This window comes from Alteromonas gracilis, assembly GCF_043642145.1.
GTDB lineage: Bacteria > Pseudomonadota > Gammaproteobacteria > Enterobacterales > Alteromonadaceae > Alteromonas > Alteromonas gracilis_B.
Genome location: NZ_JBHZRZ010000006.1, coordinates 152,195 through 175,874, shown reverse-complemented (window position 1 = coordinate 175,874; position 23,680 = coordinate 152,195). Strand labels below are relative to the sequence as shown.

Annotated in this window: 24 protein-coding genes; 10 read left to right on the top strand and 14 right to left on the bottom strand. The window is 45.1% G+C overall.

Features of this window, described 5'->3' with window-relative positions; genetic code table 11:
• Nucleotides 1–517: 517 nt before the first annotated feature.
• The gene (gene panP / locus ACHUFN_RS13535; protein WP_394222946.1) at nucleotides 518–2,152 is read left to right on the top strand and encodes a pyridoxal-dependent aspartate 1-decarboxylase PanP; all 1,635 of its coding nucleotides are present in this window, start codon (nucleotides 518–520) and stop codon (nucleotides 2,150–2,152) included.
• A gap of 99 nt (nucleotides 2,153–2,251) precedes the next feature.
• Here panP and panC read toward each other — a convergent pair whose 3' ends face one another.
• The 7 genes from panC to sfsA all read right to left on the bottom strand — a co-directional run bounded on the left by panC (nucleotide 2,252) and on the right by sfsA (nucleotide 8,281).
• Complete coding sequence (panC, locus tag ACHUFN_RS13530) at nucleotides 2,252–3,100, bottom strand: pantoate--beta-alanine ligase (RefSeq protein WP_394222945.1); 849 nt, start codon at nucleotides 3,098–3,100, stop codon at nucleotides 2,252–2,254.
• An 11-nt stretch (nucleotides 3,101–3,111) separates the two neighbouring features.
• Nucleotides 3,112–3,906 carry a 3-methyl-2-oxobutanoate hydroxymethyltransferase gene (gene panB, locus ACHUFN_RS13525; protein WP_394222944.1) on the bottom strand — a complete coding sequence of 265 codons (795 nt, stop codon included), beginning with the start codon at nucleotides 3,904–3,906 and terminating at the stop codon, nucleotides 3,112–3,114.
• A gap of 58 nt (nucleotides 3,907–3,964) precedes the next feature.
• Complete coding sequence (gene folK, locus ACHUFN_RS13520; protein ID WP_394222943.1) at nucleotides 3,965–4,462, bottom strand: 2-amino-4-hydroxy-6-hydroxymethyldihydropteridine diphosphokinase; 498 nt, start codon at nucleotides 4,460–4,462, stop codon at nucleotides 3,965–3,967.
• The gene (pcnB, locus tag ACHUFN_RS13515) at nucleotides 4,455–5,774 is read right to left on the bottom strand and encodes a polynucleotide adenylyltransferase PcnB (RefSeq protein ID WP_394222942.1); all 1,320 of its coding nucleotides are present in this window, start codon (nucleotides 5,772–5,774) and stop codon (nucleotides 4,455–4,457) included. The genes folK and pcnB overlap by 8 nt, the downstream gene beginning before the upstream one ends.
• 98 nt (nucleotides 5,775–5,872) lie before the next feature.
• Nucleotides 5,873–6,802 (bottom strand): tRNA glutamyl-Q(34) synthetase GluQRS, encoded by a 930-nt coding sequence (gluQRS, locus tag ACHUFN_RS13510; RefSeq protein ID WP_394222941.1) that lies wholly within the window; start codon nucleotides 6,800–6,802, stop codon nucleotides 5,873–5,875.
• Nucleotides 6,803–6,872: 70 nt separating this feature from the next.
• Complete coding sequence (gene dksA / locus ACHUFN_RS13505; protein WP_025257553.1) at nucleotides 6,873–7,322, bottom strand: RNA polymerase-binding protein DksA; 450 nt, start codon at nucleotides 7,320–7,322, stop codon at nucleotides 6,873–6,875.
• A gap of 242 nt (nucleotides 7,323–7,564) precedes the next feature.
• Nucleotides 7,565–8,281 carry a DNA/RNA nuclease SfsA gene (gene sfsA, locus ACHUFN_RS13500; RefSeq protein ID WP_394222940.1) on the bottom strand — a complete coding sequence of 239 codons (717 nt, stop codon included), beginning with the start codon at nucleotides 8,279–8,281 and terminating at the stop codon, nucleotides 7,565–7,567.
• Between the two features lie 179 nt (nucleotides 8,282–8,460).
• Here sfsA and pepB point away from each other — a divergent pair, with 179 nt between their 5' ends.
• Nucleotides 8,461–9,744, top strand: coding sequence for an aminopeptidase PepB (gene pepB, locus ACHUFN_RS13495; protein ID WP_394222939.1), 1,284 nt, complete (start codon nucleotides 8,461–8,463; stop codon nucleotides 9,742–9,744).
• A gap of 134 nt (nucleotides 9,745–9,878) precedes the next feature.
• Here the strand turns inward: pepB and ACHUFN_RS13490 are convergent, their stop codons facing one another.
• Nucleotides 9,879–10,061, bottom strand: a complete 183-nt coding sequence (locus ACHUFN_RS13490) for a helix-turn-helix domain-containing protein (protein WP_394222938.1) — start codon at nucleotides 10,059–10,061, stop codon at nucleotides 9,879–9,881.
• A gap of 476 nt (nucleotides 10,062–10,537) precedes the next feature.
• Here ACHUFN_RS13490 and ACHUFN_RS13485 point away from each other — a divergent pair, with 476 nt between their 5' ends.
• Nucleotides 10,538–11,140: a YhgN family NAAT transporter gene (locus tag ACHUFN_RS13485; protein ID WP_394222937.1), complete on the top strand. Its 603-nt coding sequence runs from the start codon at nucleotides 10,538–10,540 to the stop codon at nucleotides 11,138–11,140.
• Nucleotides 11,141–11,719: a YjaG family protein gene (locus ACHUFN_RS13480; RefSeq protein ID WP_394222935.1), complete on the top strand. Its 579-nt coding sequence runs from the start codon at nucleotides 11,141–11,143 to the stop codon at nucleotides 11,717–11,719.
• A 45-nt stretch (nucleotides 11,720–11,764) separates the two neighbouring features.
• On the opposite strand, the gene rsmD is transcribed toward ACHUFN_RS13480, so the two are convergent.
• Nucleotides 11,765–12,436, bottom strand: coding sequence for a 16S rRNA (guanine(966)-N(2))-methyltransferase RsmD (gene rsmD / locus ACHUFN_RS13475; protein WP_394222934.1), 672 nt, complete (start codon nucleotides 12,434–12,436; stop codon nucleotides 11,765–11,767).
• Between the two features lie 66 nt (nucleotides 12,437–12,502).
• On the opposite strand from rsmD, the gene ftsY reads away from it, so the two are divergent.
• The 3 genes from ftsY to ftsX are packed head-to-tail and all read left to right on the top strand — an operon-like array spanning nucleotide 12,503 to nucleotide 15,797.
• The gene (gene ftsY / locus ACHUFN_RS13470) at nucleotides 12,503–14,080 is read left to right on the top strand and encodes a signal recognition particle-docking protein FtsY (protein ID WP_394222933.1); all 1,578 of its coding nucleotides are present in this window, start codon (nucleotides 12,503–12,505) and stop codon (nucleotides 14,078–14,080) included.
• Nucleotides 14,081–14,106: 26 nt separating this feature from the next.
• On the top strand, nucleotides 14,107–14,820 hold the full coding sequence (gene ftsE / locus ACHUFN_RS13465) for a cell division ATP-binding protein FtsE (protein ID WP_394222932.1): 714 nt from the start codon (nucleotides 14,107–14,109) through the stop codon (nucleotides 14,818–14,820).
• Nucleotides 14,817–15,797 (top strand): permease-like cell division protein FtsX, encoded by a 981-nt coding sequence (gene ftsX, locus ACHUFN_RS13460; RefSeq protein ID WP_394222930.1) that lies wholly within the window; start codon nucleotides 14,817–14,819, stop codon nucleotides 15,795–15,797. The genes ftsE and ftsX overlap by 4 nt, the downstream gene beginning before the upstream one ends.
• 96 nt (nucleotides 15,798–15,893) lie before the next feature.
• Here the strand turns inward: ftsX and ACHUFN_RS13455 are convergent, their stop codons facing one another.
• Together ACHUFN_RS13455 and ACHUFN_RS13450 are read right to left on the bottom strand one after the other, a co-directional pair.
• Nucleotides 15,894–17,129 (bottom strand): EAL and HDOD domain-containing protein, encoded by a 1,236-nt coding sequence (locus ACHUFN_RS13455; protein ID WP_394222929.1) that lies wholly within the window; start codon nucleotides 17,127–17,129, stop codon nucleotides 15,894–15,896.
• Between the two features lie 148 nt (nucleotides 17,130–17,277).
• Complete coding sequence (locus tag ACHUFN_RS13450; protein WP_394222928.1) at nucleotides 17,278–18,504, bottom strand: EAL and HDOD domain-containing protein; 1,227 nt, start codon at nucleotides 18,502–18,504, stop codon at nucleotides 17,278–17,280.
• A 606-nt stretch (nucleotides 18,505–19,110) separates the two neighbouring features.
• Here ACHUFN_RS13450 and rpoH point away from each other — a divergent pair.
• Complete coding sequence (gene rpoH / locus ACHUFN_RS13445) at nucleotides 19,111–19,965, top strand: RNA polymerase sigma factor RpoH (protein WP_394222927.1); 855 nt, start codon at nucleotides 19,111–19,113, stop codon at nucleotides 19,963–19,965.
• A gap of 121 nt (nucleotides 19,966–20,086) precedes the next feature.
• Here rpoH and ACHUFN_RS13440 read toward each other — a convergent pair whose 3' ends face one another.
• The 3 genes from ACHUFN_RS13440 to pip form a co-directional block, all read right to left on the bottom strand.
• Nucleotides 20,087–21,001 carry a bifunctional GNAT family N-acetyltransferase/hotdog fold thioesterase gene (locus ACHUFN_RS13440; RefSeq protein ID WP_394222926.1) on the bottom strand — a complete coding sequence of 305 codons (915 nt, stop codon included), beginning with the start codon at nucleotides 20,999–21,001 and terminating at the stop codon, nucleotides 20,087–20,089.
• 146 nt (nucleotides 21,002–21,147) lie between these two features.
• Nucleotides 21,148–21,585: a D-aminoacyl-tRNA deacylase gene (gene dtd / locus ACHUFN_RS13435; protein WP_394222925.1), complete on the bottom strand. Its 438-nt coding sequence runs from the start codon at nucleotides 21,583–21,585 to the stop codon at nucleotides 21,148–21,150.
• On the bottom strand, nucleotides 21,582–22,559 hold the full coding sequence (gene pip / locus ACHUFN_RS13430; RefSeq protein WP_394222923.1) for a prolyl aminopeptidase: 978 nt from the start codon (nucleotides 22,557–22,559) through the stop codon (nucleotides 21,582–21,584). Before pip ends, dtd begins: the two co-directional genes overlap by 4 nt.
• A 188-nt stretch (nucleotides 22,560–22,747) precedes the next feature.
• Here pip and ACHUFN_RS13425 point away from each other — a divergent pair, with 188 nt between their 5' ends.
• Together ACHUFN_RS13425 and ACHUFN_RS13420 are read left to right on the top strand one after the other, a co-directional pair.
• Nucleotides 22,748–22,990: a hypothetical protein gene (locus ACHUFN_RS13425; protein WP_394222922.1), complete on the top strand. Its 243-nt coding sequence runs from the start codon at nucleotides 22,748–22,750 to the stop codon at nucleotides 22,988–22,990.
• Nucleotides 22,987–23,625 carry a DUF2959 domain-containing protein gene (locus ACHUFN_RS13420; RefSeq protein WP_394222921.1) on the top strand — a complete coding sequence of 213 codons (639 nt, stop codon included), beginning with the start codon at nucleotides 22,987–22,989 and terminating at the stop codon, nucleotides 23,623–23,625. The genes ACHUFN_RS13425 and ACHUFN_RS13420 overlap by 4 nt, the downstream gene beginning before the upstream one ends.
• Nucleotides 23,626–23,680: the final 55 nt, after the last annotated feature.

The following is a 23,680-nucleotide window of genomic DNA, read 5'->3' as shown; positions in this document are numbered from 1 at the left end:
CAGCGATGAATGCTTGAGCGTGAGTTCAACGGCTACTTAGGCTCGCAATTAGAAGATGTAAATCCAACGCCAGAAACTGGTGTTGGTACTATTCATAAATTAAATATAGTAGAGAGTATTAAAATTTGCGGTATAAAATTTCATAACATCCCCCCACAATTTCAGTGTTAAACACGTAAGCCTTCAATTTCGACTAATGTAATAAAACATTAATAGTCGCTTAAATGCCGTGTGCTAACCCTTGGCGAGCATTGCAATCTGATGTAAAGTGCGACACCCTGAAAGTATTGTGATAAGTTTTCAGGTTTGGCAACGAATGGACCGCGTTAATACGCACTAGCCTAGCTGATGTATCCTAATTTGGTGTATGGATAAAGTACCAGCACCGAGAATCGCATGCTAATTGGCTAAAAGGAAAAGTAAGTGTCAGGCCGGTATCCTGCAAAACCGCCTGTTTAATTTCGCGTTATAGACTTTACGCGAAATATGTGAATGTTTTAAGTATGAGGTGTGTTGAGTGGGTGAAGCGCAAGTTAGTTTAGAGCACCTGTTTAGGGTCTTTACCAAACCTGAACACAAAGACTCAAAGCTGGCTCAAATAGAGCAGCATTTATCTGACAATATCTTAGATTTTTTGTCGCAGCACGTGGTGACAAAAAAGACGTCGTTAGAAGAGATAGAAAAAGACTTCTCAGACTCGAAGGTGCCAGAATCACCAGAGTTTGTGTCTACTCATGCTGAAAGCTTGCTTGATAAGCTGGTTGCACATTCTGTAAATACTTATTCTCCGACTTTTATCGGGCACATGACTTCCGCATTGCCATATTTTCACCTGCCGCTTTCAAAATTAATGGTAGGGCTTAACCAGAACCTGGTCAAAATTGAAACCTCTAAAGCTTTCACTCCGCTAGAACGCCAAGTGATCGGCATGATGCACAACTTAGTGTACGACCAACCACAAGCCTTCTACGACGAGCATTTACACAGCGCCGCACATTCACTAGGTGCGTTTTGTTCTGGCGGTACTATAGCTAATATCACTGCGTTGTGGGTAGCGCGAAACAAGCTTCTTGGTCCGCAAAAAGGCTTCGCAGGCGTTGCTAAAACAGGCTTAGCCGCAGCCTATCGTCACCACGGTATTAACAACTTGGGTGTTATGTGCAGTAAGCGCGGTCACTATTCGTTGTCAAAGGCAGTAGACGTATTAGGGCTTGGCCGTGAGCAGCTGCTTACCGTACCTGCCCCAAGACAAACTCTTGATCCTGCAAAAGCCCTTCGCATAGGTAAACGCTATCAAGAAGAAGGCAACAAGCTTCTTGCTATCGTTGGTGTGGGTGGAACAACTGAAACAGGTCACGTAGACCCGCTAGATGAGCTTGCCGATGTGGCGAAAGAGCTAGGGTGCTGGTTCCACGTTGATGCCGCTTGGGGTGGTGCAACGCTATTTTCTTCGCGCTACCGCGATAGATTGCAAGGTATCGAGCGCGCAGACTCGGTAACTATTGATGCCCACAAACAAATGTATGTGCCTATGGGCGCGGGTATGGCGCTATTTAAAAACCCTGAAAATGCCAATGCAGTAAGACATCATGCTCAGTATATTTTGCGCGCGGGCTCAAAAGATTTAGGCGCTACCACGCTTGAAGGCTCACGTAACGGTATGGCCATGATGGTGTACTCAGCACTGCATATTTTTGGACGTAAAGGCTATGAGCTATTAATTGACCGCAGTATTGATAAAGCCAAAGATTTTGCGCAAATGATAGACAAGGCGCAGGATTTCGAACTTACAACAACGCCTACGCTATCGCTGCTTACTTATCGCGTGTGCCCAGCTGAAGTGCAAGAAAAGCTCAAGCATGTTAACGCGAAAATGCGTAATGCAATAAATGAGAAAATCGATGCTCTTGTTGTTGCCGTTCAAAAGCAACAGCGTGAAGCAGGTAAGTCTTTTGTTTCTCGTACTCGTTTAGAGGCGCCTGACTACCCAACTCAGTGTATAACGGTATTTCGCGTGGTGCTTGCAAACCCGCTAACGAGCCACAACGACTTAGCTGCAATCTTAGCCGAGCAACATTTAATTGCGAAAGAAACGCAGGCTTGGAAAGAGTTAATGGCGTTTGTTCGCGATCCAGAAGCCGTGGCTTCATAAGCGCCGATATCAACACGGCGGTTGTACAAATTTATTTTCATAAAAAAGCCCGAAGCAACTTCCTGTTTCGGGCTTTTTTTCAATGATTTCAACTAAGGCTTAACGCGTTATTTGCATGTTATCGATCAGGCGCGTTTTACCCATAAACATCGCAACAAGCAGAACTAACTCTTTGTCGCTTTTAGTGGCGGCTTCAAAAGTAGCGGCGTTTACCACTTGGCAATAGTCTTTCTTAAACCCCTTGGCTTCAAGGTTGGCAACCATAATATTTTCAAGCTCTGCAAAGTTTGTATTGCCGTTTTCTATTCCAGATTTGATACGCTGCATCTCTTCAAAAATAGCACTGGCGGTCGCTTTTTCAGCGTCCGACAAATAGCCATTTCTTGAACTCATTGCTAAGCCTGATGTTTCGCGCTCAGTGGGGACACCATGCACGTTAACTGCCATGGATAAGTCGCGGGCTAACGCGCGAATAACCTGCAGCTGTTGAAAGTCTTTCTCGCCGAAGAACGCGTCATCGGGCTGCACCATATTGAACAGCTTGGTAACCACTGTTGCAACGCCGCGAAAATGCCCTGGGCGGCTTGAACCACAGTGAGAGTCCGAAATGCCAGGTACTTCAACAAAGGTTTGCGCATCTAAACCTGCCGGATACATCTCAGCAACACTAGGCAGAAACACGGCGTCAGCGCCTTCTGCAATTAGCTTCGCTTTGTCTTCTTCTATAGTGCGTGGATAGGCATCTAAATCTTCATTAGCGCCAAATTGCATTGGGTTTACAAAAATACTCACTACAACTTTGTCGTTGTGTGCTTTTGCCTTTTTTACTAATTTAAGATGACCATTGTGTAGGTTTCCCATGGTGGGAACAAATCCTACGGTTTCACCATTACGTCGCCATGCACTCACCGTGCTGCGCAATGCTGAAATACTATCAACCACCTTCATATTTAACCTCGTTACTCGAAGCTATGTTCAGACGATGGAAATGCACCGTTTTGAACTTCTTCAATGTATTTTGATACGGCCTTGCGCATGTCGCCTGTTTCGACTAGATAGTTCTTAGAGAACTTTGGCATGTAATTAGCGCTAATGCCAAACATGTCGTGCATCACCAGAATTTGACCGTCGGTGTCTTTACCTGCGCCGATACCGATTACAGGAATAGTCAGTGCTTCACTCACGGCTTTACCAAGTGAGGAAGGTACACATTCAAGTACTAAAAGTTGAATGCCGGCTTCTTCCAGCGCTTTCGCCTCGTTGAGTAACTTCTCTGCCTGGCTTGCCTCGCGGCCCTGCACTTTAAAACCACCGAAAACGTGCACAGATTGCGGCGTTAAGCCCAAGTGGCCACACACAGGCACACCACGAAGGTTTAACCCTTTTATGGTATCGCAAAGCCAGCTTCCACCTTCCATTTTCACCATGCTTGCTCCTGCCGCCATTAATTTAGCAGCGTTAGCATAGGTTTGCTCTGGAGTGGCATATGACATAAATGGCATGTCGGCTAATACAAAAGCGCGTTCAGTACCGCGACGCACACTTTTCGTGTGATAAGCAATGTCATCAATGGTTACAGGAAGGGTGTCATCTTCACCTTGAAGGACCATGCCCAAAGAATCCCCAATTAGGAGTGCATCCACGCCTTGTTCGTCAAACATTTTTGCGAAGCTGGCATCATAAGCGGTTAAGGATGTGATCTTTTCCCCAGCCTGCTTTTTCTTAAGCAAGCCCGAAACTGTTACTTTCTTCATGACATGTCTCAGATTGATATTTGTTGATATCGTGTGGCGAACTATACGGATTTTGCGGCTAATTGGAAGAGCGCAGGCGACTAAGTCCGTCTAGTGAGCAGTTGGCTACCCAAGCCGAAATGGGTTTGCCGTCGTGCATCACCATGTTGGGCGCAATTTCAAACAATGGCACCATGACGAACTCGCGTTCTGCCATTCCGTAGTGTGGAATGATTAAATCGGCGGTGTCTATATTTTCGCTGCCGTATAGCAATATGTCGAGATCAAGGGTGCGTGGACCCCAGCGCTCGCCTTTTCGCTCTCGTCCTTCTTCAAGCTCTATACGTTGAAGTTGTTTTAACAGGCTATGAGGCTTAAGCGCCGTCTCAATTAAGCATACCGCGTTTATGTAATCGGGTTGATCTTGAGGGCCCATTGGCTTACTGGAATAAAGCGAAGAGGTCTTGAGTACGCGCGTGTCTTCAATATCATTGATAGCATCAAATGCGCGCTGTGCTTTACCCTGGCTATCGCCAAGGTTACTACCCACGCCTATATAAACATGCTCTTTATGCATCTGGACCTCGTTTAGCTGGTTTACGCTTTCGCTTGCGCGGAGCGCCTTTTGCACCACCTTCACTTTTGCGTAGCGCGTTAAGCATGCCTTTTTGTTTGCCACTGTCAGCGTGCTGGAAATGTGTCCACCACTGCGCCAGTTCAAGTAAGTCACCGCCCTCTATTTGACCACGAACAAGCAAAAAGTCATAGCCAGCTCTAAATTTAGGGTGCGTGAGTAACTGGAAAGCACGACGGCCAAAACGCTTTGGTAAGCGCTGCTGTAAAATCCAGATATCGCGAACTACGGTAGAGAAGCGTTTCGGAATCATTATACGCTGAGTTTGACGGGCAAGCACATCGCCTGAAGCAATATTAAACGCATCATGTGCGTTTAACCCAGACTCGCTTTGTAAGCGCTGCGATTGTTCTTCAACAGGGTACCAAAGTAACGCAGCGTAAAGAAACGCGGGTGTTACGCGTTGGTTGCTGTTTATGCGCTCGTCAGTATTGGCAAGAACGCGGCGAACAAACTGCATCTCACGGCTGCTTTCGTCTTTCAAAAACGGCGTTAGCTGCGGGAATAGTGGCTCAAGCAAGCCGTATTCGTGCAGCATCAAAAAAGTTTCTTCGCCTTTGCCTGATAAAAACAGCTTTAAGGTTTCTTCAAACAAGCGCGCGGGTGGAATGTTCTGTAAAAGGTTCGCTAAAGATTTAATCGGTGCTGCGGTTTTTGCTTCAATACTCATGCCTAGCTTAACGGCAAAGCGCACTGCGCGTAGCATACGAACCGGGTCTTCACGATAACGTGTTTCAGGGTCGCCAATTAGCTCTACTTCACGTTTTTCTATAGCAGCAAGGCCATTGGCGAAGTCTTTAACTGTAAAGTCTGCTACGCTGTAATACATAGCGTTAAAGGTAAAATCACGACGCTCAGCATCTTCTTCGATGGTGCCGAATACGTTATCGCGCACTAACTGACCATGGGCATCGCGTTTCGCAATAGCCTTACCCTTTAGAAGATTCTCGTCTTCGTCTGATTCTTGGTGATGCCCGCGGAACGTGGCTACTTCAATGATTTCGCGGCCAAATACAATATGGGCCAAGCGAAAGCGCCTGCCTATAAGGCGGCAATTTCTGAACAAGCCTTTTATCTGCTCAGGCGTGGCATTGGTCACTACGTCGAAGTCTTTTGGTTCGTGACCCATCAAAATATCGCGTACACAGCCTCCCACCAAATAGGATTCGAAGCCAGCTCCATTAAGGCGATACATTACTTTCAATGCATTTGCACTAACGTCTTCTCGAGATATACCGTGTTCCCCACGGGTCATAGTCCTTGGCTTTAAAGCGTTAGTGGACGAACTCTCTTTTGAAAAAGCACGCTTAACAGATTTAAAAACACGATGAATGATGATGGTATCTCCGCAGACTATAAAGGTCCGCTATAATAAGTGGATTCATGCTGTGGAACAATAATTTCGGCTGTTTTCACTACTTTTTTCCTATCCCACATCGAAATTGCGTGGTTAAGGGCCGAATCAACACCGTCAAACTCCGAAGCATTTGGAAAAGCGAAACCTAAAAAGTTCATCACGCGAACAATGTTATCTAAGGCGGTGGTGTTATCAATTGGTGCTGCGCGGTTTTGCTTGCTAAGTTTTCTACCTGGTGCCACAGCAGCCACAGGAACGTGACCATACGTAGGGGGCGTGAAACCTAGCGTTTGGTAAACCGCGCGCTGCAAAGGCGTTACGTCAATTAAGTCACACCCTCTAATCACATGATTTACCTGCTGAAATACATCGTCGAGGATCACCACCAGATTATAAGAAAACAAGCCATCTCTTCGTTTTAGCACCACATCTTCAGCTCGCGCTGTGTGGGGCAATGAGGTATCGGGTTCGACGTTGTCCATAATCACATCAATGAAGGCTTCAAGCTGATCGTCCATCTTTAGCCGAACAGCGCAGTTTACAGCATCACAAGGCGCAATGTGTTTGTCGCGACAGTGACCGTTATACATACCATCCATGGCTTTTATTTGTCTGCGAGTGCAGGTACAAAAATAAGCGCGGTGTTGTTCAATCAAGTCATCGAGTACAGCTTGATATCTGGCGTGCTGCTGGCTTTGATAAATCACTTCATCATCCCAGCACAGTCCATGGGCTTCTAGCGCAGCTAATATGTCTTTGTCGACGCCGGCAATACAGCGTGGCTCGTCAATGTCTTCCATACGAACAAGCCATTTTCCATTGTGGCTTTTAGCGTCTAGATAGCTGGCAACGGCGGTAACTAATGAACCGAAGTGAAGTTTACCTGAAGGGGAGGGAGCAAAGCGCCCTACATAGTGATTATGCATAATAAAGGCTTAATAAAAAGCCTCATCTTTTCGGGATGAGGCTTTCTATATCAACATGCCGGGTTAATTATTAACCTTGAAGTTGTTTTTCTTTGATTTCAGCCATAGTCTTACAGTCGATACATAAATCTGCTGTAGGACGAGCTTCTAAGCGACGAATACCAATTTCGATACCGCATGAGTCGCAGAACCCGAAATCGTCTTCTTCAATTCGCTTAAGCGTCTTTTCAATTTTCTTTATTAGCTTACGCTCACGGTCACGTGTACGTAACTCAAGGCTGAACTCTTCTTCTTGAGCTGCACGGTCTACAGGGTCAGGGAAGTTTGCTGCTTCATCCTTCATGTGCGTTACCGTACGATCAACTTCTTCACGCAGCTGGTTGCGCCATGCCTTAAGCAATAGACGGAAGTGCTCCATTTGGGGCTCGCCCATATACTCTTCGTCAGCTTTCGGCTCGTACGGCTGTAAACCTGCCAGCGCTAATAGTCCTAGGGATTTTGTTTCTTTTCCTGTTGGCATGTGCCACATCTCCTACACTACGACATCCATCTTGTCCTGATTCGATCGATATCTATATCAGACTCGACAACTTCAGGCAATCAATCGTGTCTATGTAATTATTATGCTGGTGTATTTCTTTCTTATTTAGCCAGGTGTTTTTCATCTAGGCAGCTGGCTACCAGCAAAAAACGCATTAATGCGTTCTCCCACTAAAACAAGGCGCAAATATGAAGGCGAAATGAAAAAAATCAACCTCTTTTTTATAAAATCAAGGGGAGTGCTTGATTTAATAGTATTTTTTGTTCGTCTATTGCACAGCTTGCGGCAAATATCGAAACACCAGCGCTGGCGGCAACCTTTACGCTATTAGCATAGGTTGGATCAATATGTTCAGCAACTCGCACGCTTTGAATGCCCGTGTGTTGTACACAGAATAATAGGCTAGTTTTTATACCACTTTCAGCTAAACGTGCAAGCTCCAAGCAATGTTTTGCGCCCCGCTGTGTTACTGCATCTGGGAAAAAGCCTTTATCTTGCTCGGCCAAGGTTACAGATTTAACTTCCATATATTCCATCAATTTCTGGTGCCCGTCATCTTGACGGGTTAGCGCAAAGTCAAAGCGACTATTGGCAGTAGGGGGCGTCACTTCTGCTTTCCAATCCGTTATATCGGAAAATTCGTCTAGCACCTTGTTATCTAGTGCTTCTGCCACCAACTTATTAGCATTGTGAGTATTAATGCCGATAAAATGGCCGTCAAAGGTTTGCGCAAGCTCCCATGTATATTTAAGCTTTCGTTTAGGGTTATTCGACTCGCTAAGATACACAGTGTAACCCGGCTGCGCGCAACCCGTCATTGCACCAGTGTTTGGGCAGTGTGCGGTAACAACGGTACCGTCTTCTAGTTCAACGTCGGCAAGAAATCGCTTGTACCTTTTTATAAGCGTACCGCGTAGTAAAGAAGGTGAAAATTCCATGAGATGCCTTTTTTGATTAACGAATTGAGATGAAACTGCATTGAATTTTAATGGCGCATAAAAAATGCAGATAGCGAACTACAAACGCGCTATTAGTTAAGCGGCAAAGAGTAACAAACATTTGTGTAAGCGCAAAAAGCGCTTACTGAATTCATAACGAAGTATAAGGAATAAACGCGATGGCAGAATTTACCGTTAGCCTTTCAACAGACAGTGCAGAGGCAGTGTGGGGCGAAAGTGCTAAGCTTTCATTTAACGAATCTGGTGCTGTTATTCACCTACCCGATGACAAGCTTAACGAGCGTTTAATTCAACAAGCGGCAAGAAAGTTAGATGGCTTAAGTTTACCAAAAGTTACGCTAACGGGTGACTGGCACAAAGAGCAGCAGTGGGCATTCGCATTAAGTTTCACGCGGGCGCGCAAACCTGCTTCTATCGTTTGGGCAGATACCAGCGACAAAGCAGCGCTAGAGCAAGAATATGCGGCGTTGCTATTTACCCGTCAATTAGTGAACGAAACACCTGAAGACTTAAGCCCAGAAACCCTTGCAACGCGCGCAGCCCAGTGGATTAAGTCACTAGGTGGCGACAAAGTATCCTACTCAATGACAGTAGGTGAAGAGCTTAAAGAGCAAGGTTGGATTGGTATTTACAACGTTGGTCGCGGCAGTGAACGCCCGCCTGCCATGCTCGTACTTGATTACAACCCAACAGGTAACGCCGATGCGCCAGTAGATGCTGTGCTAGTTGGAAAAGGTATTACCTTTGACAGCGGTGGTTACAGCATAAAATCTAGTGAAGGTATGCTGGACATGAAGTGTGACATGGGCGGCGCTGCAACCGTGACAGGTGCACTTGGTTTGGCTATTACGCAAGGCAGTGAAAAACGACTTCAGCTAATACTATGTTGTGCAGAAAACCTCATTAGCGGCCACGCTTATAAGCTAGGAGACGTACTGACTTACAAAAATGGCGTCACCGTTGAAGTGGTAAACACCGACGCTGAAGGCCGTTTAGTGCTAGCCGATGGCCTAATGCTGGCAACTGAAACTGGCGCACCATTAATTATTGATGCCGCTACTTTAACTGGAGCAGCGGTTGTGGCACTTGGGTCTGATTATCACGGCGTATTCTCACTAGATGACAATGCTCGTGAGCAAATGCTGCAAGCCGCAAAAGCAGAGAACGAGCGTTTTTGGCCGCTACCACTTGAAGATTTCCACGCAGAACGCTGTCCTTCAGCATTTGCAGACACGGCAAATAGTCGTCCGCAGAAAGGCGGCGGCGGTGGCGGTGCGTCAAACGCAGCGGGTTTCTTGTCGCGATTTGTTAAGCCAGAAGGCTGGGTGCATTTAGATTTAGCGGCGGCTTATCACGGTGGGGCAACCAGCGAAATGCCTGTAGGTGCAACCGCAAAAGGCATTCGTTCAATTGCTCGAATGTTAAAAGACTTTACGGCATAACATGCAAAACGTTCGCGTTGTAAGTAACAGTGCGAATGTTTAGCGTATTACGCAATGCAACTAGGCTAAGCCAGTTTTAAGTGGAAACTAAAAAGGGGCGTGATTTGACAAAAAGTCACGCCCCTTTTTGTAAATTAAAGACCGCCTAAACGCTCTGCAAGCACTTTATATCGCTCAACGTCGCCGCTGTCGAAAAGTGGGTTGCCGTCAGTATCTTTTTCTTTAGATACTAAAAGACTCTCGCGCTCTAGACGTTCCACGCGAACTTCTTGTACGTCAAGAAATGCAGCTACTTCTTTTACTGTCATCAAACTCATTGCAATATTTCCTATTTTTGGTTGTTCTTATTAGAGGATTAACAGGTTCCAATGTCGAACAAAGTGTCGAACAAACGGTTTCTACGCACTATTACATCAAAAGCCCTCAAGATAAGACATTATCCAAAAGGTGTAGAAAAAGCCAATTAGGTTATCAACCCGTGGTTGTACATAATTGTTGATTATGTGCGTGTCGAGCTAAGACAATACGTAAAGCGAGAAGTTTAAACGTGTCAGCTCTACGCTTTAGTAAAGCGCATTTTTTTTAATTTTCGAGTATTTTTAGCAACTTTGTGGATGCAGTATGCACACAATTTACTGCTCATAACAGAACCGTTGTTTAAAATGTGTTTTTAACTTCGCCTGCTTGGTTTACCATTGCGCGCCAATAACCGCCTTCTGCACGAATCTTGAGTTATACTCGTTGGTTTACGCTAAGAGTGGGCACTCGCTCAAACATCGGAGACACTAATAAAATGGATACTTGGTCTGCTGCCATCATGCTCTTTTTGATCATGGATCCCTTAGGCAACCTGCCTGTGTTTATGTCGGTACTTAAATCGATTGAGCCAAAACGACGTCAAATTATCCTTATTCGAGAACTGCTGTTTGCCCTAGCTATTCTGTTTTTATTCTTATTTAGTGGTCAATCGGTCCTTAACTTTTTGAATGTAGAGCAGGAAACGGTAAGCATAGCCGGAGGTATCATTCTGTTTCTGATAGCATTGAAAATGATATTTCCCTCTTCGGGCAACCCTAGTGGGTTAGCGGTGGGTGAAGAGCCTTTTCTTGTGCCTCTTGCAATTCCAATGATTGCTGGGCCCTCGACATTAGCGGCGCTCATCTTACTGGCCAATCAAGCGCCAGATAGAATGGCCGACTGGTCCATTGCGTTGGCGGCCTCGTGGTCAATAAGCGCCGTGATCTTATTATTTTCTAATGTATTCCACAAAATTCTAGGGGAACGCGGCCTAGTTGCGATGGAGCGATTAATGGGTATGATCCTAGTTATGATCGCCATTCAAATGTTACTAGATGGCGTTACACAATATTTCATGCATGCCACTGGAGCACTGTAAATGGCAAAGCAAAAACTAAATACGTTCGGGCGTGTGCGCGCTCTGGAAGGCTGGAAAGCTGTTGCATTCGGTGCCGCATTGCTTGAGCGCATGCTGCCTAACTACACACTTTTTTGTGAATTAACAGAAAGCGGTGATGCAAGCGCACTGCGCAACTGTTTGAACTTAGTGTGGGAAACACTCAAATCCCCTAAAAGCAAATTCAATATTGCTGTGCAGCTTGAAAAAGTTGAAGTGGCCACACCTGATACCAGCGAACACGACAATTATGGCGTGTATCCAGCCATTGATGCTGCAATTGGATTAGCCGGTCTACTCAACTTGATGGCAGGCGACGACCCACAAGGGGCGGTGGTGATAAGTAAACTATCACAAGGAAGCGTTGAAGCGTATTTGCTGGAAAGTGGAGAAGCCGATGACGAGACCGTTAAAGGGCACCCGCTTATGGAGTTTGAAGTTGAGGTACAAAACGAATTGCTAGATTACATAGAGCAAGCGAAATACCCAGCCAAGGCCGCTGATGAAATGAAAGCCCTTGCATTGGAAGCAGGTATTTCCAACATTGGCCTTGAGCTGTAACAGTACTATTAACCTTAAGCTGCTTGTAAAGTAGAAACTCGCGGCTTATGAAACTTCAATGAGCATATACCGAAGAGCGCTGGATTGTTTCTCTTTAATAATCTGCCAATGTGCAGGTAAAGCAGGTGTTGCAAGCGCGCTTTCGTGTTCTAGGTATATCACGCTACCACTATGCACGAGCTGTTTTTCTTTTAATGCAGTGAGGGTAGGTTCCACTAAGCCTTTTGCAAATGGTGGGTCGACAAAAACAATATCGTAGGGCGTTTCGCTAACGCCTTTCAAAATACTCAACGCATCGCCCTGATGCACATTAGTTGATGCTTTTTTACTCGCTTTAAGCAGCGTGAGGTTGCTTTTGAGTTGTGTTGCCGTCTGCTTATCAAGCTCGATAAAATCGCAATGCGCTGCATAGCGGGACAGTGCTTCTAAACCTAGCCCACCAGAACCCGCAAATACATCAAGACAGCGGGCTTCGTTAATATACGGCATTAACCAGTTGAATAAGGTTTCTTTATTTCTATCGGTGGTGGGTCTTAGCCCCTCTGCGTTCAGTACAGGTAGTTTTCTACCACGCCACTGGCCACCTATAATGCGAATTTGCCCGGTGCTTTTTGCACGTAGGACATTTGCATTTTTAGCTGAATGACGTTTTTTTGCAGAAGATGGTGCCCGAGTAGGGCGAGAAACTCGCTTCATAGTAGCTGACAATGGTATCATGCGTTCATACAATAGACGGCAAGTGTAGCCGAATTTGCTCAGAATTTATAAGGATTTGTCCTAACTATGTCGAAACTTTTTGGCTGGTTCAGTAAGAACAAAAAAGCAGAGAAACAAAAAGCGCAAATCGAAGAAGAAGCGCGTTTAAAGGCAGAAGCTGAAGTACAGGCGAAGGCCCAAGCGGAAGAAGAAGCCCGCGCCAAGGCAGAAGCAGAAGCACAGGCGAAGGCCCAAGCGGAAGCAGAGGCCCGCGCACAAGCGGAAGCAGAGGCTCGCGCTAAGGAAGAAGCAGAAGCACAGGCGAAGGCGAAGGCGCAAGCGGAAGCGGAAGCCCGCGCAAAGGCAGAAGCAGAAGCACAGGCGAAGGCCCAAGCGGAAGCAGAGGCTCGCGCCAAGGCAGAAGCTGAAGCACAGGCGAAAGCGCAAGCGGAAGAAGAAGCCCGTGCCAAGGCAGAAGCTGAAGCACAGGCGAAGGCTCAAGCGGAAGCAGAGGCCCTCGCTAAGGCAGAAGCAGAAGCACGGGCGAAAGCCCAAGCGGAAGAAGAAGCCCGCGCTAAGGCAGAAGCTGAAGCAAAGCCGAAAGCCCAAGCGGAAGCAGAGGCCCGCGTTAAGGCAGAAGCCGAAGCACAGGCGAAGGCCCAAGCGGAAGCTGAAGCACAGGCCAAAGCCCAAGCGGAAGCAAAGCCGAAAGAGAAAAAGTCGCTTTTCGCACGGTTGAAAGAAAGTCTGTCTCGCACCAAGGAAAACCTAGGCAGTGGTATCGTTAGCTTGTTTAAAGGCAAAGCCATTGATGACGAGCTATATGAAGACCTAGAAACTCAGCTTCTAGTGGCTGATGTTGGCATGGACACCACACAGAAGATCATTAACCACCTGACCGACAGTGCATCGCGCAAAGATTTAAAAGACGCAGAAGCTTTGCTTGAAATTATGAAGCAGCAAATGTCAGGTATGCTGTCACAAGTCAATCAGCCCCTACCTGAAGTAATGAAAGCTCACGACTCAAGCGAAGGCCCGTTCGTTATCTTAATGGTTGGTGTAAACGGAGTTGGTAAAACCACCACTATTGGTAAGTTGGCTAAGCAATTCCAACAAGATGGCAAGAAAGTCATGCTTGCTGCTGGCGATACATTCAGAGCTGCAGCGGTCGAACAGCTTCAAGTATGGGGCGAGCGCAACGATATTCCTGTTATTGCCCAGCATACCGGAGCTGACAGTGCATCGGTACTTTATGATGCACTAGAAGCGGCAAAATCAAGAGGCACAGATATCCTTATTGCCGACACCGCAGGGCGCTTACAGAACAAGAACAACCTGATGGAAGAGCTTAAGAAAGTGGTTCGCGTCATGAAGAAGATTAATCCAAACGCGCCTCACGAAGTAATGCTTACGTTAGATGCCGGTACGGGGCAAAACGCTATCAGCCAAGCCAAACTGTTTAATGAAGCTGTGGGCTTAACAGGCATTACCCTCACCAAGTTAGATGGTACCGCAAAAGGTGGTGTTATATTCTCTATTGCCGATAAGTTCAAAATTCCTATAAGGTATATAGGTGTAGGCGAAAGTATCGATGATTTACGCCAGTTCGATGGACAAGAGTTCATTGATGCGTTGTTTAGCGAAATGGATACACCTGAAGGCTAAAACCAGCAAAGCGGTAGGGAAAAATAATGATAAAGTTTGAGCAGGTAAGCAAAACCTATCCGGGGGGGCAGCGCGCCCTTAGTAAGGTAAATTTTCATATTGCGCCTGGCGAGATGGCTTTTTTAACTGGGCACTCAGGTGCGGGGAAAAGCACGTTACTCAAACTTATCAGCCTTATGGAGCGCCCAACGGTAGGGCGCGTTCTCATCAATGGCCACGACCTAAATGCTATAACACGCCGAGACGTTGCTTATATTCGCCGCGACATCGGCATGATTTTTCAAAGCCATCAGTTGCTAATGGATAAATCGGTTTTCGATAATGTAGCGTTGCCGTTGGTAATAGAAGGTTACACGCACAAAGAAATACGCAAGCGGGTAGAAGCCGCGCTTGAAATGGTGGGCCTAAGAGACAAAGCGCGCTGTCTGCCTATTACTTTGTCTGGTGGTGAACAGCAACGTGTTGGTATTGCACGCGCGGTAGTAAACAAGCCCCCTTTGCTGCTGGCAGATGAGCCCACGGGAAACCTCGACCCCAAACTTTCTATGGAAATTGTTCGCCTGTTTGAAGATTTTAATCAAGCGGGCGTATCAGTACTCATCGCAACTCACGATTTAGGGCTTATTGCTCGTATGCGTTATCGCACGCTAACGCTCAAAAATGGTCAAATGATCACAGATGGCCTTACTGAGGACCTTGATAGCACCACTGCTGGTAACGGTGATGGAGGCTGGGCATGAGCATATTGTTTAAAGGGCGAGCAAAAGGGGCGTCTTCTGCCAAAGTGGGTTTTCTTCAGTCTATTGTGATGTTCTTTGTTAGCCACGTGCGTCAGGCACTGGCAAGCCTTGGTGAATTGTGGCGTCAGCCGCTGGCGTCTTTAATGACCATTGGGGTATTGGGTCTTAGTATTACACTGCCCAGTACTCTCTATATTATGGTAAAAAACACAGAGAAAATTACGGCGGGCTGGGATCAAGCGTCAGAGATTTCTCTTTTTTTAAAGCCGGATATTACTGCCGCAAGCTCACAGCAGCTGGTGGCAAGACTAAACAGCTGGTCTGAAATAGACAGTGTTGTCTATATTCCTGCCGATGATGCGCTAAAAGAATTCCAGCACTTATCGGGACTGGGCGATGCCATCGCTTATCTTGAAAAAAATCCGCTACCCGATGTAGTGCTTGTGACTCCCAATGAGAAGCACGCTTCGCCAACGGCCGCTAAAGCACTGTTGGACAAATTGCGCCAACAGCGTGAAGTCGATATTGGCAAACTGGATATTGAGTGGCTAGAGCGTCTATACGCTGTTATCGATATTGCTAGAGACTTAGTTACGCTAATAGGGTTACTGCTGTTTATCGCCGTTGTGCTAATTATTGGTAACACTATTCGTTTGAACATATTAAATAAGTATGACGAAATCGTTGTAATGAAGCTGGTGGGCGCAACAGATGCGTTTATCCACCGTCCATTTTTATACACGGGCTTCTGGTATGGTTTACTGGGCGGGCTCATGGCGTGGTTCGCCGTTATCATTATATTGTGGTGGATGGATAGCAGCATTACCACGTTTGCTGCCATGTATCAGAAAGACTTCAATATCACCGGGTTAACGGGGTCTGCATTGCTAACAATGCTAGGACTTTCTGTACTACTTGGCTTGTTAGGCTCACTTATATCAGTGCAACGTCACGTAAGAGAAATAGAGCCCAAATAGTCGGTTTTAACTTATTTACATGTGGAAAGTGCACCTATTTGAGTGCACTTTATGCGTGGGAATTGTGTAAACACTGGCGCCTAAATTAACGTTAAATTAAGCGATAGCGCGTGGATAGTGAGCAGAAATAGTGCTTCGCACACCATTGCCCCAAATAATGGCTTGGTTGTATAGCATATGTAGCTGCTTTTGATCGATGTTAAGCACTTTTGACTGCTTTATGACGTTCATCCATAGGGCACTTTCAAAAGCGCGAACTAACGTCATATAATTATTCATTTCTAAGTTTTTGCCAAGTAATGCATCGTTGACGTCATCTGAAAGTGGCAGCTGTTTCACGATGTCTGTCATAGACTGATCAAGCAAGCCTTCGAGTAACGAGAAGAGTCCAACTAAAAATGATATTGGAGGATTGTTTTTGATGCCTCTGCGCTCTGCCAATAAATCGAAAAATTTGGCACGAACAAGAGACATGTGAATAATTTCAAGAGGTTTGGTGTCGCCTAAATTTGTCAAACTCAACAGCGCAATAAATTTCTTTATTTCCACTTCACCCATGTAATTAAGTGCGTGTTTTAAAGATGTAATTTTGTATCGCTTATTGATTGTTGGGTTGTTGATAAATTTTAATAGCAAAAAGCTTAATGTGGCATCGCGTTCAATAATTTGGTTAATTCGGTCAATATCAAAATCGCTGCTAGAACTTTCTCCCATCAAATCAACGATGTTCATTTTAGACGCTGGAAGTTGTCTTAAAATTCGCGCTTCAGGCTGTGAGAAAAAGTAACCTTGGAAGAAGTCGAAGCCCAAATCTACGCATGTTGAAAAATTATCTTGCGTGTTGACCTGTTCTGCCACTAGTTGCACGTTGGCATCGTGATATCGCGGAATATGCTTTTCGATGGTTTCAAAGCGTGTTCGGGTGACATCCACTTTAACAATATCGATAAGCGGAAAAATATCGTGCTTTGAGCCCACCATCATAGGGTCGTCAATAGCCAGCTTAAATCCCAATTGCTTTATGTGCTGACAGGCTTCGAACAGCCCGCTAGTGTTATCAGTAGGGTCAGCAAGTTCTACAACAACCGACGCAGGATTAAGCGATGTTGGGAACCGTGAAATGATGGTGTCAGAAGAAAATGTGATAAACGACGTCTTTTCACCGCTAATGTCATCAAGCCCTAAAGGATGAAAGTGCTCAGAAATGTATTTCGCTTTTTCTTCGTTATGTTCTGGGTAAGCGCCAGACTTGCCATCTCTAAAGAGAAGTTCGTAGGCAAACACACTTTTGCTTTTGTCTAAAATAGGCTGGCGAGCTATAAACGCGAACATATACAATTCCTGGTAGAACACAATTCTGGTGATTGTCGTTATAAGGTGGGCTCAGATCCTACCAAGCCATACTCTAGTCTATGATAAGTAAACGCAATCTAACAACTATTCAACAACTAATTTCACACTAGAATGCGCTTAAAATGAGTTAATCTGTATTAAGTGCTGCGCTGTGGATATGTTTCGCCCACTTAATAGCTTCGTTGTAATAACTGTGCAGAAGACTTTGCTTTATATCGTACTTTGCTGCGAACTGTTGTATTCCAGCCCATTTTGCTCGCTCAAAAAACTGTGCAAGGGTTAAACAGTTGCGAAGCACGCCAGGGTTTCCGCACAGTGCCTCTTTAACGTCATCACTAATAGGGACTTTACTTACCAAGTCGTCTATACGCTGTTCCATCATAGCGTCGAGTAAAGAAAGAAGGCCGGTGAGGAAGCCTGTTAGAGGGTTATCTTCACCTTTTAGCTGTGTATAAATCAGTTCGCAGAACTTAGCGCGAACTAAAGCCATTTGCATGAGCTCGGTAGGTTGTCCATCATTTAAGTTTGCAAGTGCAAGTAATGAAATGAATTTTTTAACTTCTACCTCACCCATAAAGGTGAGTGCATGCTTAAGCGACGTTATTTTGTGTCGCTTATTCACCAGTGGATTGTTAATAAAGCGCAGTAAGAGGTAAGTCAGTGATGGATCGCGCTCAATGATCTTGTTTACTTCATCGAAGTTGAGCTTAGGTTGGCTGCTTAAGGTCAAAAGTTCCATCATGGTAAGGCTACTAGGGCCTAGCTTTCTGTGTCTAACAATCTCAGGTCTTGCTAGGAAATACCCTTGGAAATAATCGAACCCCATTTCCTTGAATTTGTTGAACTCTTCATAGGTTTCAATTTTTTCCGCTACCAATTTAATTTTATTCGATTTGAAGCGCTTAACTAGTGCTGGTATTTCTTCGTGGGGGATTTCGGTGATGTCTATTTTGACGACGCTGGTAAAAGGAATGAAGGCTTCCCATTTGCCTTTCATGTCGTAATCGTCGAGGGCAATAGGGTAACCAAGGCCCCTAATGTGTTTACAAGCTGCAACGAGAGCATCATCGACGTCGACAGTTTCGACTATTTCAATGACTACTTTGCTTGCATCTAACGACGTTGGAAAACGAAACATTAGCGTGTCGCGGTGAAAGTTTATAAAGGCTTTCTTGTCGCCAGTAATTTCTTCAATACCCAAACTCAAATGGGTTGAGGTGAGTATTTTAGAGGTTGCTTCATCTGGTGGAATATCAGGAAAGCAGTTGTCTTCTCCAACACGAAAAAGTAGTTCGTATGCGTAAACTTCTCTGTTTACATCGAATATGGGCTGTCTAGCGACGTAAGCAAACATCAGAATCCTCTTTGCTTCACTTGCCTTACTCCTTTCCTTAAGTATTTCCCTTCCAGTTTTTTATAATTGTTGTCTGGAAAATGCTGTACAGCGGTTGTAGTGCAAAATCGATTAGTTCAATCTATTATTTTCAGTTTCGCTTATGAAAAGCAAGATATAACATTGAATTAATAATTTTTATATTATTTAGTAAAAATGCATTTACGAGGCGCGGTTCAAGAATTACGCGTTGAAATTCATACCAGTGAGACTAGCTTGGTTACTTGGCAATGTAATCAAAGTATAATAGTTTTATGGTTTAATCATTGACCTATAAGCGCAGCAGTAGGTTTTTATACTGCGGTAACTATAGTGAATGTGACTTGATGAGAGATGGCCTGCGTTGCTTTAGACGCTAATTAGACAGCCATAGGGCGTTACCTTTCTAATAGCAAACATAAGAGCGGCATTCAAAAAGAGCGAGTTGAACTTTTTTTCTTTATTCAGGTCTTGATATTGTGGAAATAGTCGCTATACCTACATATCGGTTAGACTTCATATCTTAATTAGGTCTCGCGCAGCTTCGGTTACTTTGCTAATATGAAGCGGCAATAAATGAGGTGAACAATGAGCAACAATTTGCAATCTATGGCCCTGTCAGTGCCACACAGCGGTAGCATTGAAGGCTACATCCAAGCTGTAAGCACTATTGATATGCTTAGCGCTGAGGAAGAGCGCGAGTTGGCAGTGCGCCTTCGTGAAGACGAAGACTTACAAGCCGCTCGTAAGCTGGTAATGTCACACCTTCGCTTTGTAGTGCACATTGCAAAATCTTACTCAGGTTATGGATTACCACAAGCTGACCTAATCCAAGAAGGTAATATTGGTCTAATGAAAGCCGTTAAACGCTTCGACCCTACAGTGGGCGTGCGTTTGGTTTCTTTTGCGGTACATTGGATTAAAGCTGAAATTCACGAGTTTGTACTTAAAAACTGGAGAATAGTTAAGGTTGCGACAACAAAAGCGCAGCGCAAATTATTCTTTAACCTTCGTAAGGCGAAAAAGCGCCTTGGTTGGTTCACGCATGACGAAGTGCAAACCGTTGCAAACGAACTGGGCGTGAGTACTAAAGAAGTGCTTCAAATGGAAGCGCGCATGAGTAGTCAAGATCAGGCGTTTGACCTAACTGCGGACGAAGATGAAACAGGCAACTTTGCGCCAGTTCAATACTTAGAAGATAAGTCTTCGGATGTTGAAGCTGACGTCATTAATAATGACTGGGATACCGCTGCGAGCAAGCGTTTGTACTCAGCCATTAAAACGTTAGACGAGCGTAGCCAAGACATCATTGAAACCCGTTGGTTAGCAGACAACAAAATTACATTGCAAGACTTAGCTGATAAATATCAGGTATCTGCAGAACGCGTTCGCCAAATTGAAAAGAATGCGATGAAAAAGCTTCAAGCGGCGATGGTGGCGTAGCCTTTCGCTTAGTACGTGAAACCATTGCTAAATTAACAGCTTAAATATTAAAAGCGCCTTTATGGCGCTTTTTTTGTTTAATTTAAGTGAAAGTGCAGACCTTTAGCTGGATGAAAGGAATCTATTTTTCGTCAGTCTTTGAAATAGGGAGTACGTAAAATACGCCCTCAAACTCTGCAACTGGGGTATCGCCATCTAGTATTGCTACACTCAGCTCAAACCGCGCCTTGTTGTCATTCTCTAGCGGTTTAAATTTGCCCGACAAAGTTTCGATGTTGCAAATTGCTCTTGGCTTCATAGTAATGGGCTTGTGATAGTGAATGTCGCCATCGCCCAAAACAATATCACCATCAAGCCCGCGCTCTTTTAGCTGAAGGTAAATCATGCCCCAGCCTGTGAGTGTGGCTAAAGAGAAAATACTGCCGGCGAACATGGTGCCGTGAATATTGATGTTTTTATTAAGTGATGCACGGGTTTCTAAGGTACGCCCCGTATATTGATATAGCTTAATGCCCATGTGTTCGGTAATGGGAATGGTTTCAGACCAGGTTTCTTGAAGCGATTTACACCATTTGGGGTGCAGCACAAGGGTATTGTTCTCGGTAAACTTCTTTACCATTTGTTGACGTTTTAACATACCAAGCTCGTTAGGCGCTTCGCGTTCAATTTGAAACCCACAAGCACTAAAGAAATCGATAGAAATTTCGCGGCTATTGGTGACGGCACGTTCAGCGCCTAAATCTTTAGCAACATTTTCAAGCGCAGCTAAGATCATTTGACCCAAGCCTTTGCGCTGATGCTCTGTGTGAACGGCAATGTGGCGAATTTGTGCTTCTTCAGCGGTATTCAAATGCACACGTCCGCAGGCAACGATGTCGCCATTTCGGTTAGTAATAATACGATGCTCTGCGACTTGTTCATATTCGTCTTTTTCAGAGCCTGGAGGAAAGTTCCATGGCTGGCGCAAATGTTCCCACCGAAAATGAAAATAGGCTTCAAACTCGGCATCGCTCTTTGGTGTGACTACCTTGTACACAATAAACCGGCCTTCTTAAATAAATGAACGTCTAGACTGAACGAACTCTATTTAAACGTAAGAATACAAGAGGTACAAGCTTAATTATGTAAGCAAGTTGAGGGCACGCTATCGGCTTGCGGCCATAGGGCCTTTCGTGCACCTTTTTATACGTTGAATGGAAAGGTCACAGGACCGTCATTGATAAGGCCAACTTTCATGTCTGCACCAAACCTGCCAGTAGCGACGGTTGCACCTTTGTTTTTAAGCACTTGAACAAACTTCTCGTATATGGCCTGACCATGCTCAGGCGACGCGCCGCGAGAGAACCCAGGACGGTTCCCTTTTTGAGTGTCTGCCACTAAAGTGAATTGTGACACAACCAAAATTTCTCCACCCACTTGTTCGATATTCAGGTTCATCTTTTCGTTTTCGTCGTTAAACATTCGAAAGCGGCATAATTTGTTAGCGAGCTTCTCTATTTCTGCATCGCCATCGTTTTTTTCAACGCCAAGCAACACCAGCATGCCTTTACCAATTTCGCCTATAACCTGGCCATCAACGGTAACGTTGGCTTCTGAGACACGTTGAACTAGTCCTATCACTTAGTTGACTCCTGAATAAAGCGTGACATATCGCGGGTGGCGCGGCAAAGCGCATAGCCAATACTTGGTTCTGACGTGCTGTGACCCGCATCCGGGATGATTTGTAATTGGCTTTGAGGCCATGCCTTATGAAGGGCTTCCGCCGCTTCAGTTTTACAAATCATATCGTAGCGACCATGAATGATGGTTCCAGGAATATGGCTTATTTTATTAATGTTTTCAAGAATGTAGTTCTCTTCTAAAAAGCATTGATTCGAAAGGAAGTGGCATTCTAACGTGGCTAAACAGGTGACCAGCTGCATAGGGTAATGGGTGGTAGAATCACCTACACCGGGGGGCAAAGTAATGCGTGAAAGACGCTCTTCCCATTGGTACCACCGTTTCAGTGCTGCGTGTCGCAGTACTTCATTGCTCGAGCGCACCATTACACTGTAAAAATCGCAGACGGCGGCTGCACTTAGTGGTTTGGGAATGTCTTTAGTGAACTTGCGATAATACTCAGGAAACAGTTGCGCGGCACAACCGCTGGGTGCTAAAAACCAATCTCTGTCTTCCTGCCTTGCCAGAAATACCCCACGAAGAATGAGTCCAGTCACTCGCGCCGTGTATTTTAATGCATAAAGCAGCGCAAGGGTTGAGCCCCAAGAGCCACCAAACAGCAGAAATTTAGGTATAGAAAGATGCGACCTTAAAACTTCAATGTCTTCAACATTTGATGAAGTGTCATTGTTCAGCGTGTCGGCTATGGGCGTTGAACGGCCGCAGCCACGCTGCTCATAACCAATTATTCGATACTTATTGCTATCAAAAAAGCATTTATAGTTAGGGGGCAAGCCGGCGCCAGGGCCGCCATGTATAAAAAGCACGGGGATGCCGTTTGGATTACCACTTTGCTCGAAGTAAAGCGAATGCCCACTTCCCACTTCAATAAATCCATTTTCATAGCAGGTAACATCGGGGTAAAGTCGTTTCATTTTGTTTCTGCGCGTTGTGTGAGTGCCTGTTTTAGTTTAGTTTATTGTTATACAAACGTTTGCGTGCTGACTGCTTCAACGCTGTTTACGCTTTTAAATAAAGCAATAAATACTTGGTGTATACTACTGAAAAAGTGTCATTACGTACTAGCTAATCATATTATAGTCATAATTGCGAGGATGTTTATATGGCGGGTCAAGGATCAGGCGGTAACGTAATTGCCGCAATTTGTAACTTTTTTATTCCTGGTTTAGGTCATTTGGTACAAGGCCGAATTTTAGGTGCGCTCTTCTTCTTTATCACTGTGGGTGTGTGCTACGCCTTGGCAGCCACGGTTGTGCTAGCTATTGTGTTTTGGCCATTAGGTGCCATATTACATTTAATCAGTATTATTAGTGCAGCACGATTTAGAGGTGGAGTAACCGCATGAAACTAATCGCATCGGCATTTGTTGCTATGCTTGCCCTTAGCGGATGTCAGTCAGCATATTACGCAGCATGGGAAAAAGTAGGCGTTGAAAAACGCGACATTTTAGTAGACCGTGTAGAAAACGCGAAAGACTCACAAGAAGACGCGCAAGAGCAGTTCAGCTCGGCTTTAGAAGCATTTAGAGCGGCAGTTTCATTCGACGGTGGTGAACTTGAGGATGTGTACGACCGACTGAATGGCGAGTATCAAGACAGCTTAGCTGCCGCTAATGAAGTGAGTGCGCGAATTGATAAAGTGGAAGGTGTTGCCGAAGCTTTATTTGACGAATGGGAAGAAGAGCTAGATAAATACGAAAATGCCACGTTAAAGCGTGATAGCGAATCGAAACTTCGTGAGACTAAGCGCCGCTATGCTTCTCTTACCAAAGCTATGCGTAACGCTGAAGGGAAAATGCCGCCGGTACTAAACGCACTACAGGACAATGTGCTTTACTTAAAGCATAACCTTAATGCCAGCGCAATTGGGGCCTTACAAGGTGAGTTATCGACTATAGAAAGTAATGTTGCACAGTTGGTTGCGCAAATGAAGTCTGCTATTGCTGAGTCTGATGCTTTCATTGCCTCAATGAAAAATTAGTATTTAATCAATACCTAAAGAAAAAGGGAGCGTTTGCTCCCTTTTTTGCGCTTGT

Bases quoted from the DNA above. Each gene is read 5' to 3' on its own strand.
- gluQRS (WP_394222941.1), bottom strand. From the start codon at position 6,802: ATGCATAATCACTATGTAGGGCGCTTTGCTCCCTCCCCTTCAGGTAAA.
- ftsY (WP_394222933.1), top strand. From the start codon at position 12,503: ATGTCGAAACTTTTTGGCTGGTTCAGTAAGAACAAAAAAGCAGAGAAA.
- pcnB (WP_394222942.1), bottom strand. From the start codon at position 5,774: ATGACCCGTGGGGAACACGGTATATCTCGAGAAGACGTTAGTGCAAAT.
- pip (WP_394222923.1), bottom strand. From the start codon at position 22,559: ATGAAACGACTTTACCCCGATGTTACCTGCTATGAAAATGGATTTATT.
- ACHUFN_RS13490 (WP_394222938.1), bottom strand. From the start codon at position 10,061: ATGAGTTTGATGACAGTAAAAGAAGTAGCTGCATTTCTTGACGTACAA.
- panB (WP_394222944.1), bottom strand. From the start codon at position 3,906: ATGAAGAAAGTAACAGTTTCGGGCTTGCTTAAGAAAAAGCAGGCTGGG.
- ACHUFN_RS13455 (WP_394222929.1), bottom strand. From the start codon at position 17,129: ATGTTCGCGTTTATAGCTCGCCAGCCTATTTTAGACAAAAGCAAAAGT.
- sfsA (WP_394222940.1), bottom strand. From the start codon at position 8,281: ATGGAATTTTCACCTTCTTTACTACGCGGTACGCTTATAAAAAGGTAC.
- rpoH (WP_394222927.1), top strand. From the start codon at position 19,111: ATGAGCAACAATTTGCAATCTATGGCCCTGTCAGTGCCACACAGCGGT.
- folK (WP_394222943.1), bottom strand. From the start codon at position 4,462: ATGCATAAAGAGCATGTTTATATAGGCGTGGGTAGTAACCTTGGCGAT.
- ACHUFN_RS13425 (WP_394222922.1), top strand. From the start codon at position 22,748: ATGGCGGGTCAAGGATCAGGCGGTAACGTAATTGCCGCAATTTGTAAC.
- ACHUFN_RS13420 (WP_394222921.1), top strand. From the start codon at position 22,987: ATGAAACTAATCGCATCGGCATTTGTTGCTATGCTTGCCCTTAGCGGA.
- pepB (WP_394222939.1), top strand. From the start codon at position 8,461: ATGGCAGAATTTACCGTTAGCCTTTCAACAGACAGTGCAGAGGCAGTG.
- panC (WP_394222945.1), bottom strand. From the start codon at position 3,100: ATGAAGGTGGTTGATAGTATTTCAGCATTGCGCAGCACGGTGAGTGCA.
- rsmD (WP_394222934.1), bottom strand. From the start codon at position 12,436: ATGATACCATTGTCAGCTACTATGAAGCGAGTTTCTCGCCCTACTCGG.
- ACHUFN_RS13480 (WP_394222935.1), top strand. From the start codon at position 11,141: ATGGCAAAGCAAAAACTAAATACGTTCGGGCGTGTGCGCGCTCTGGAA.
- ftsE (WP_394222932.1), top strand. From the start codon at position 14,107: ATGATAAAGTTTGAGCAGGTAAGCAAAACCTATCCGGGGGGGCAGCGC.
- ACHUFN_RS13450 (WP_394222928.1), bottom strand. From the start codon at position 18,504: ATGTTTGCTTACGTCGCTAGACAGCCCATATTCGATGTAAACAGAGAA.
- ftsX (WP_394222930.1), top strand. From the start codon at position 14,817: ATGAGCATATTGTTTAAAGGGCGAGCAAAAGGGGCGTCTTCTGCCAAA.
- ACHUFN_RS13485 (WP_394222937.1), top strand. From the start codon at position 10,538: ATGGATACTTGGTCTGCTGCCATCATGCTCTTTTTGATCATGGATCCC.
- dksA (WP_025257553.1), bottom strand. From the start codon at position 7,322: ATGCCAACAGGAAAAGAAACAAAATCCCTAGGACTATTAGCGCTGGCA.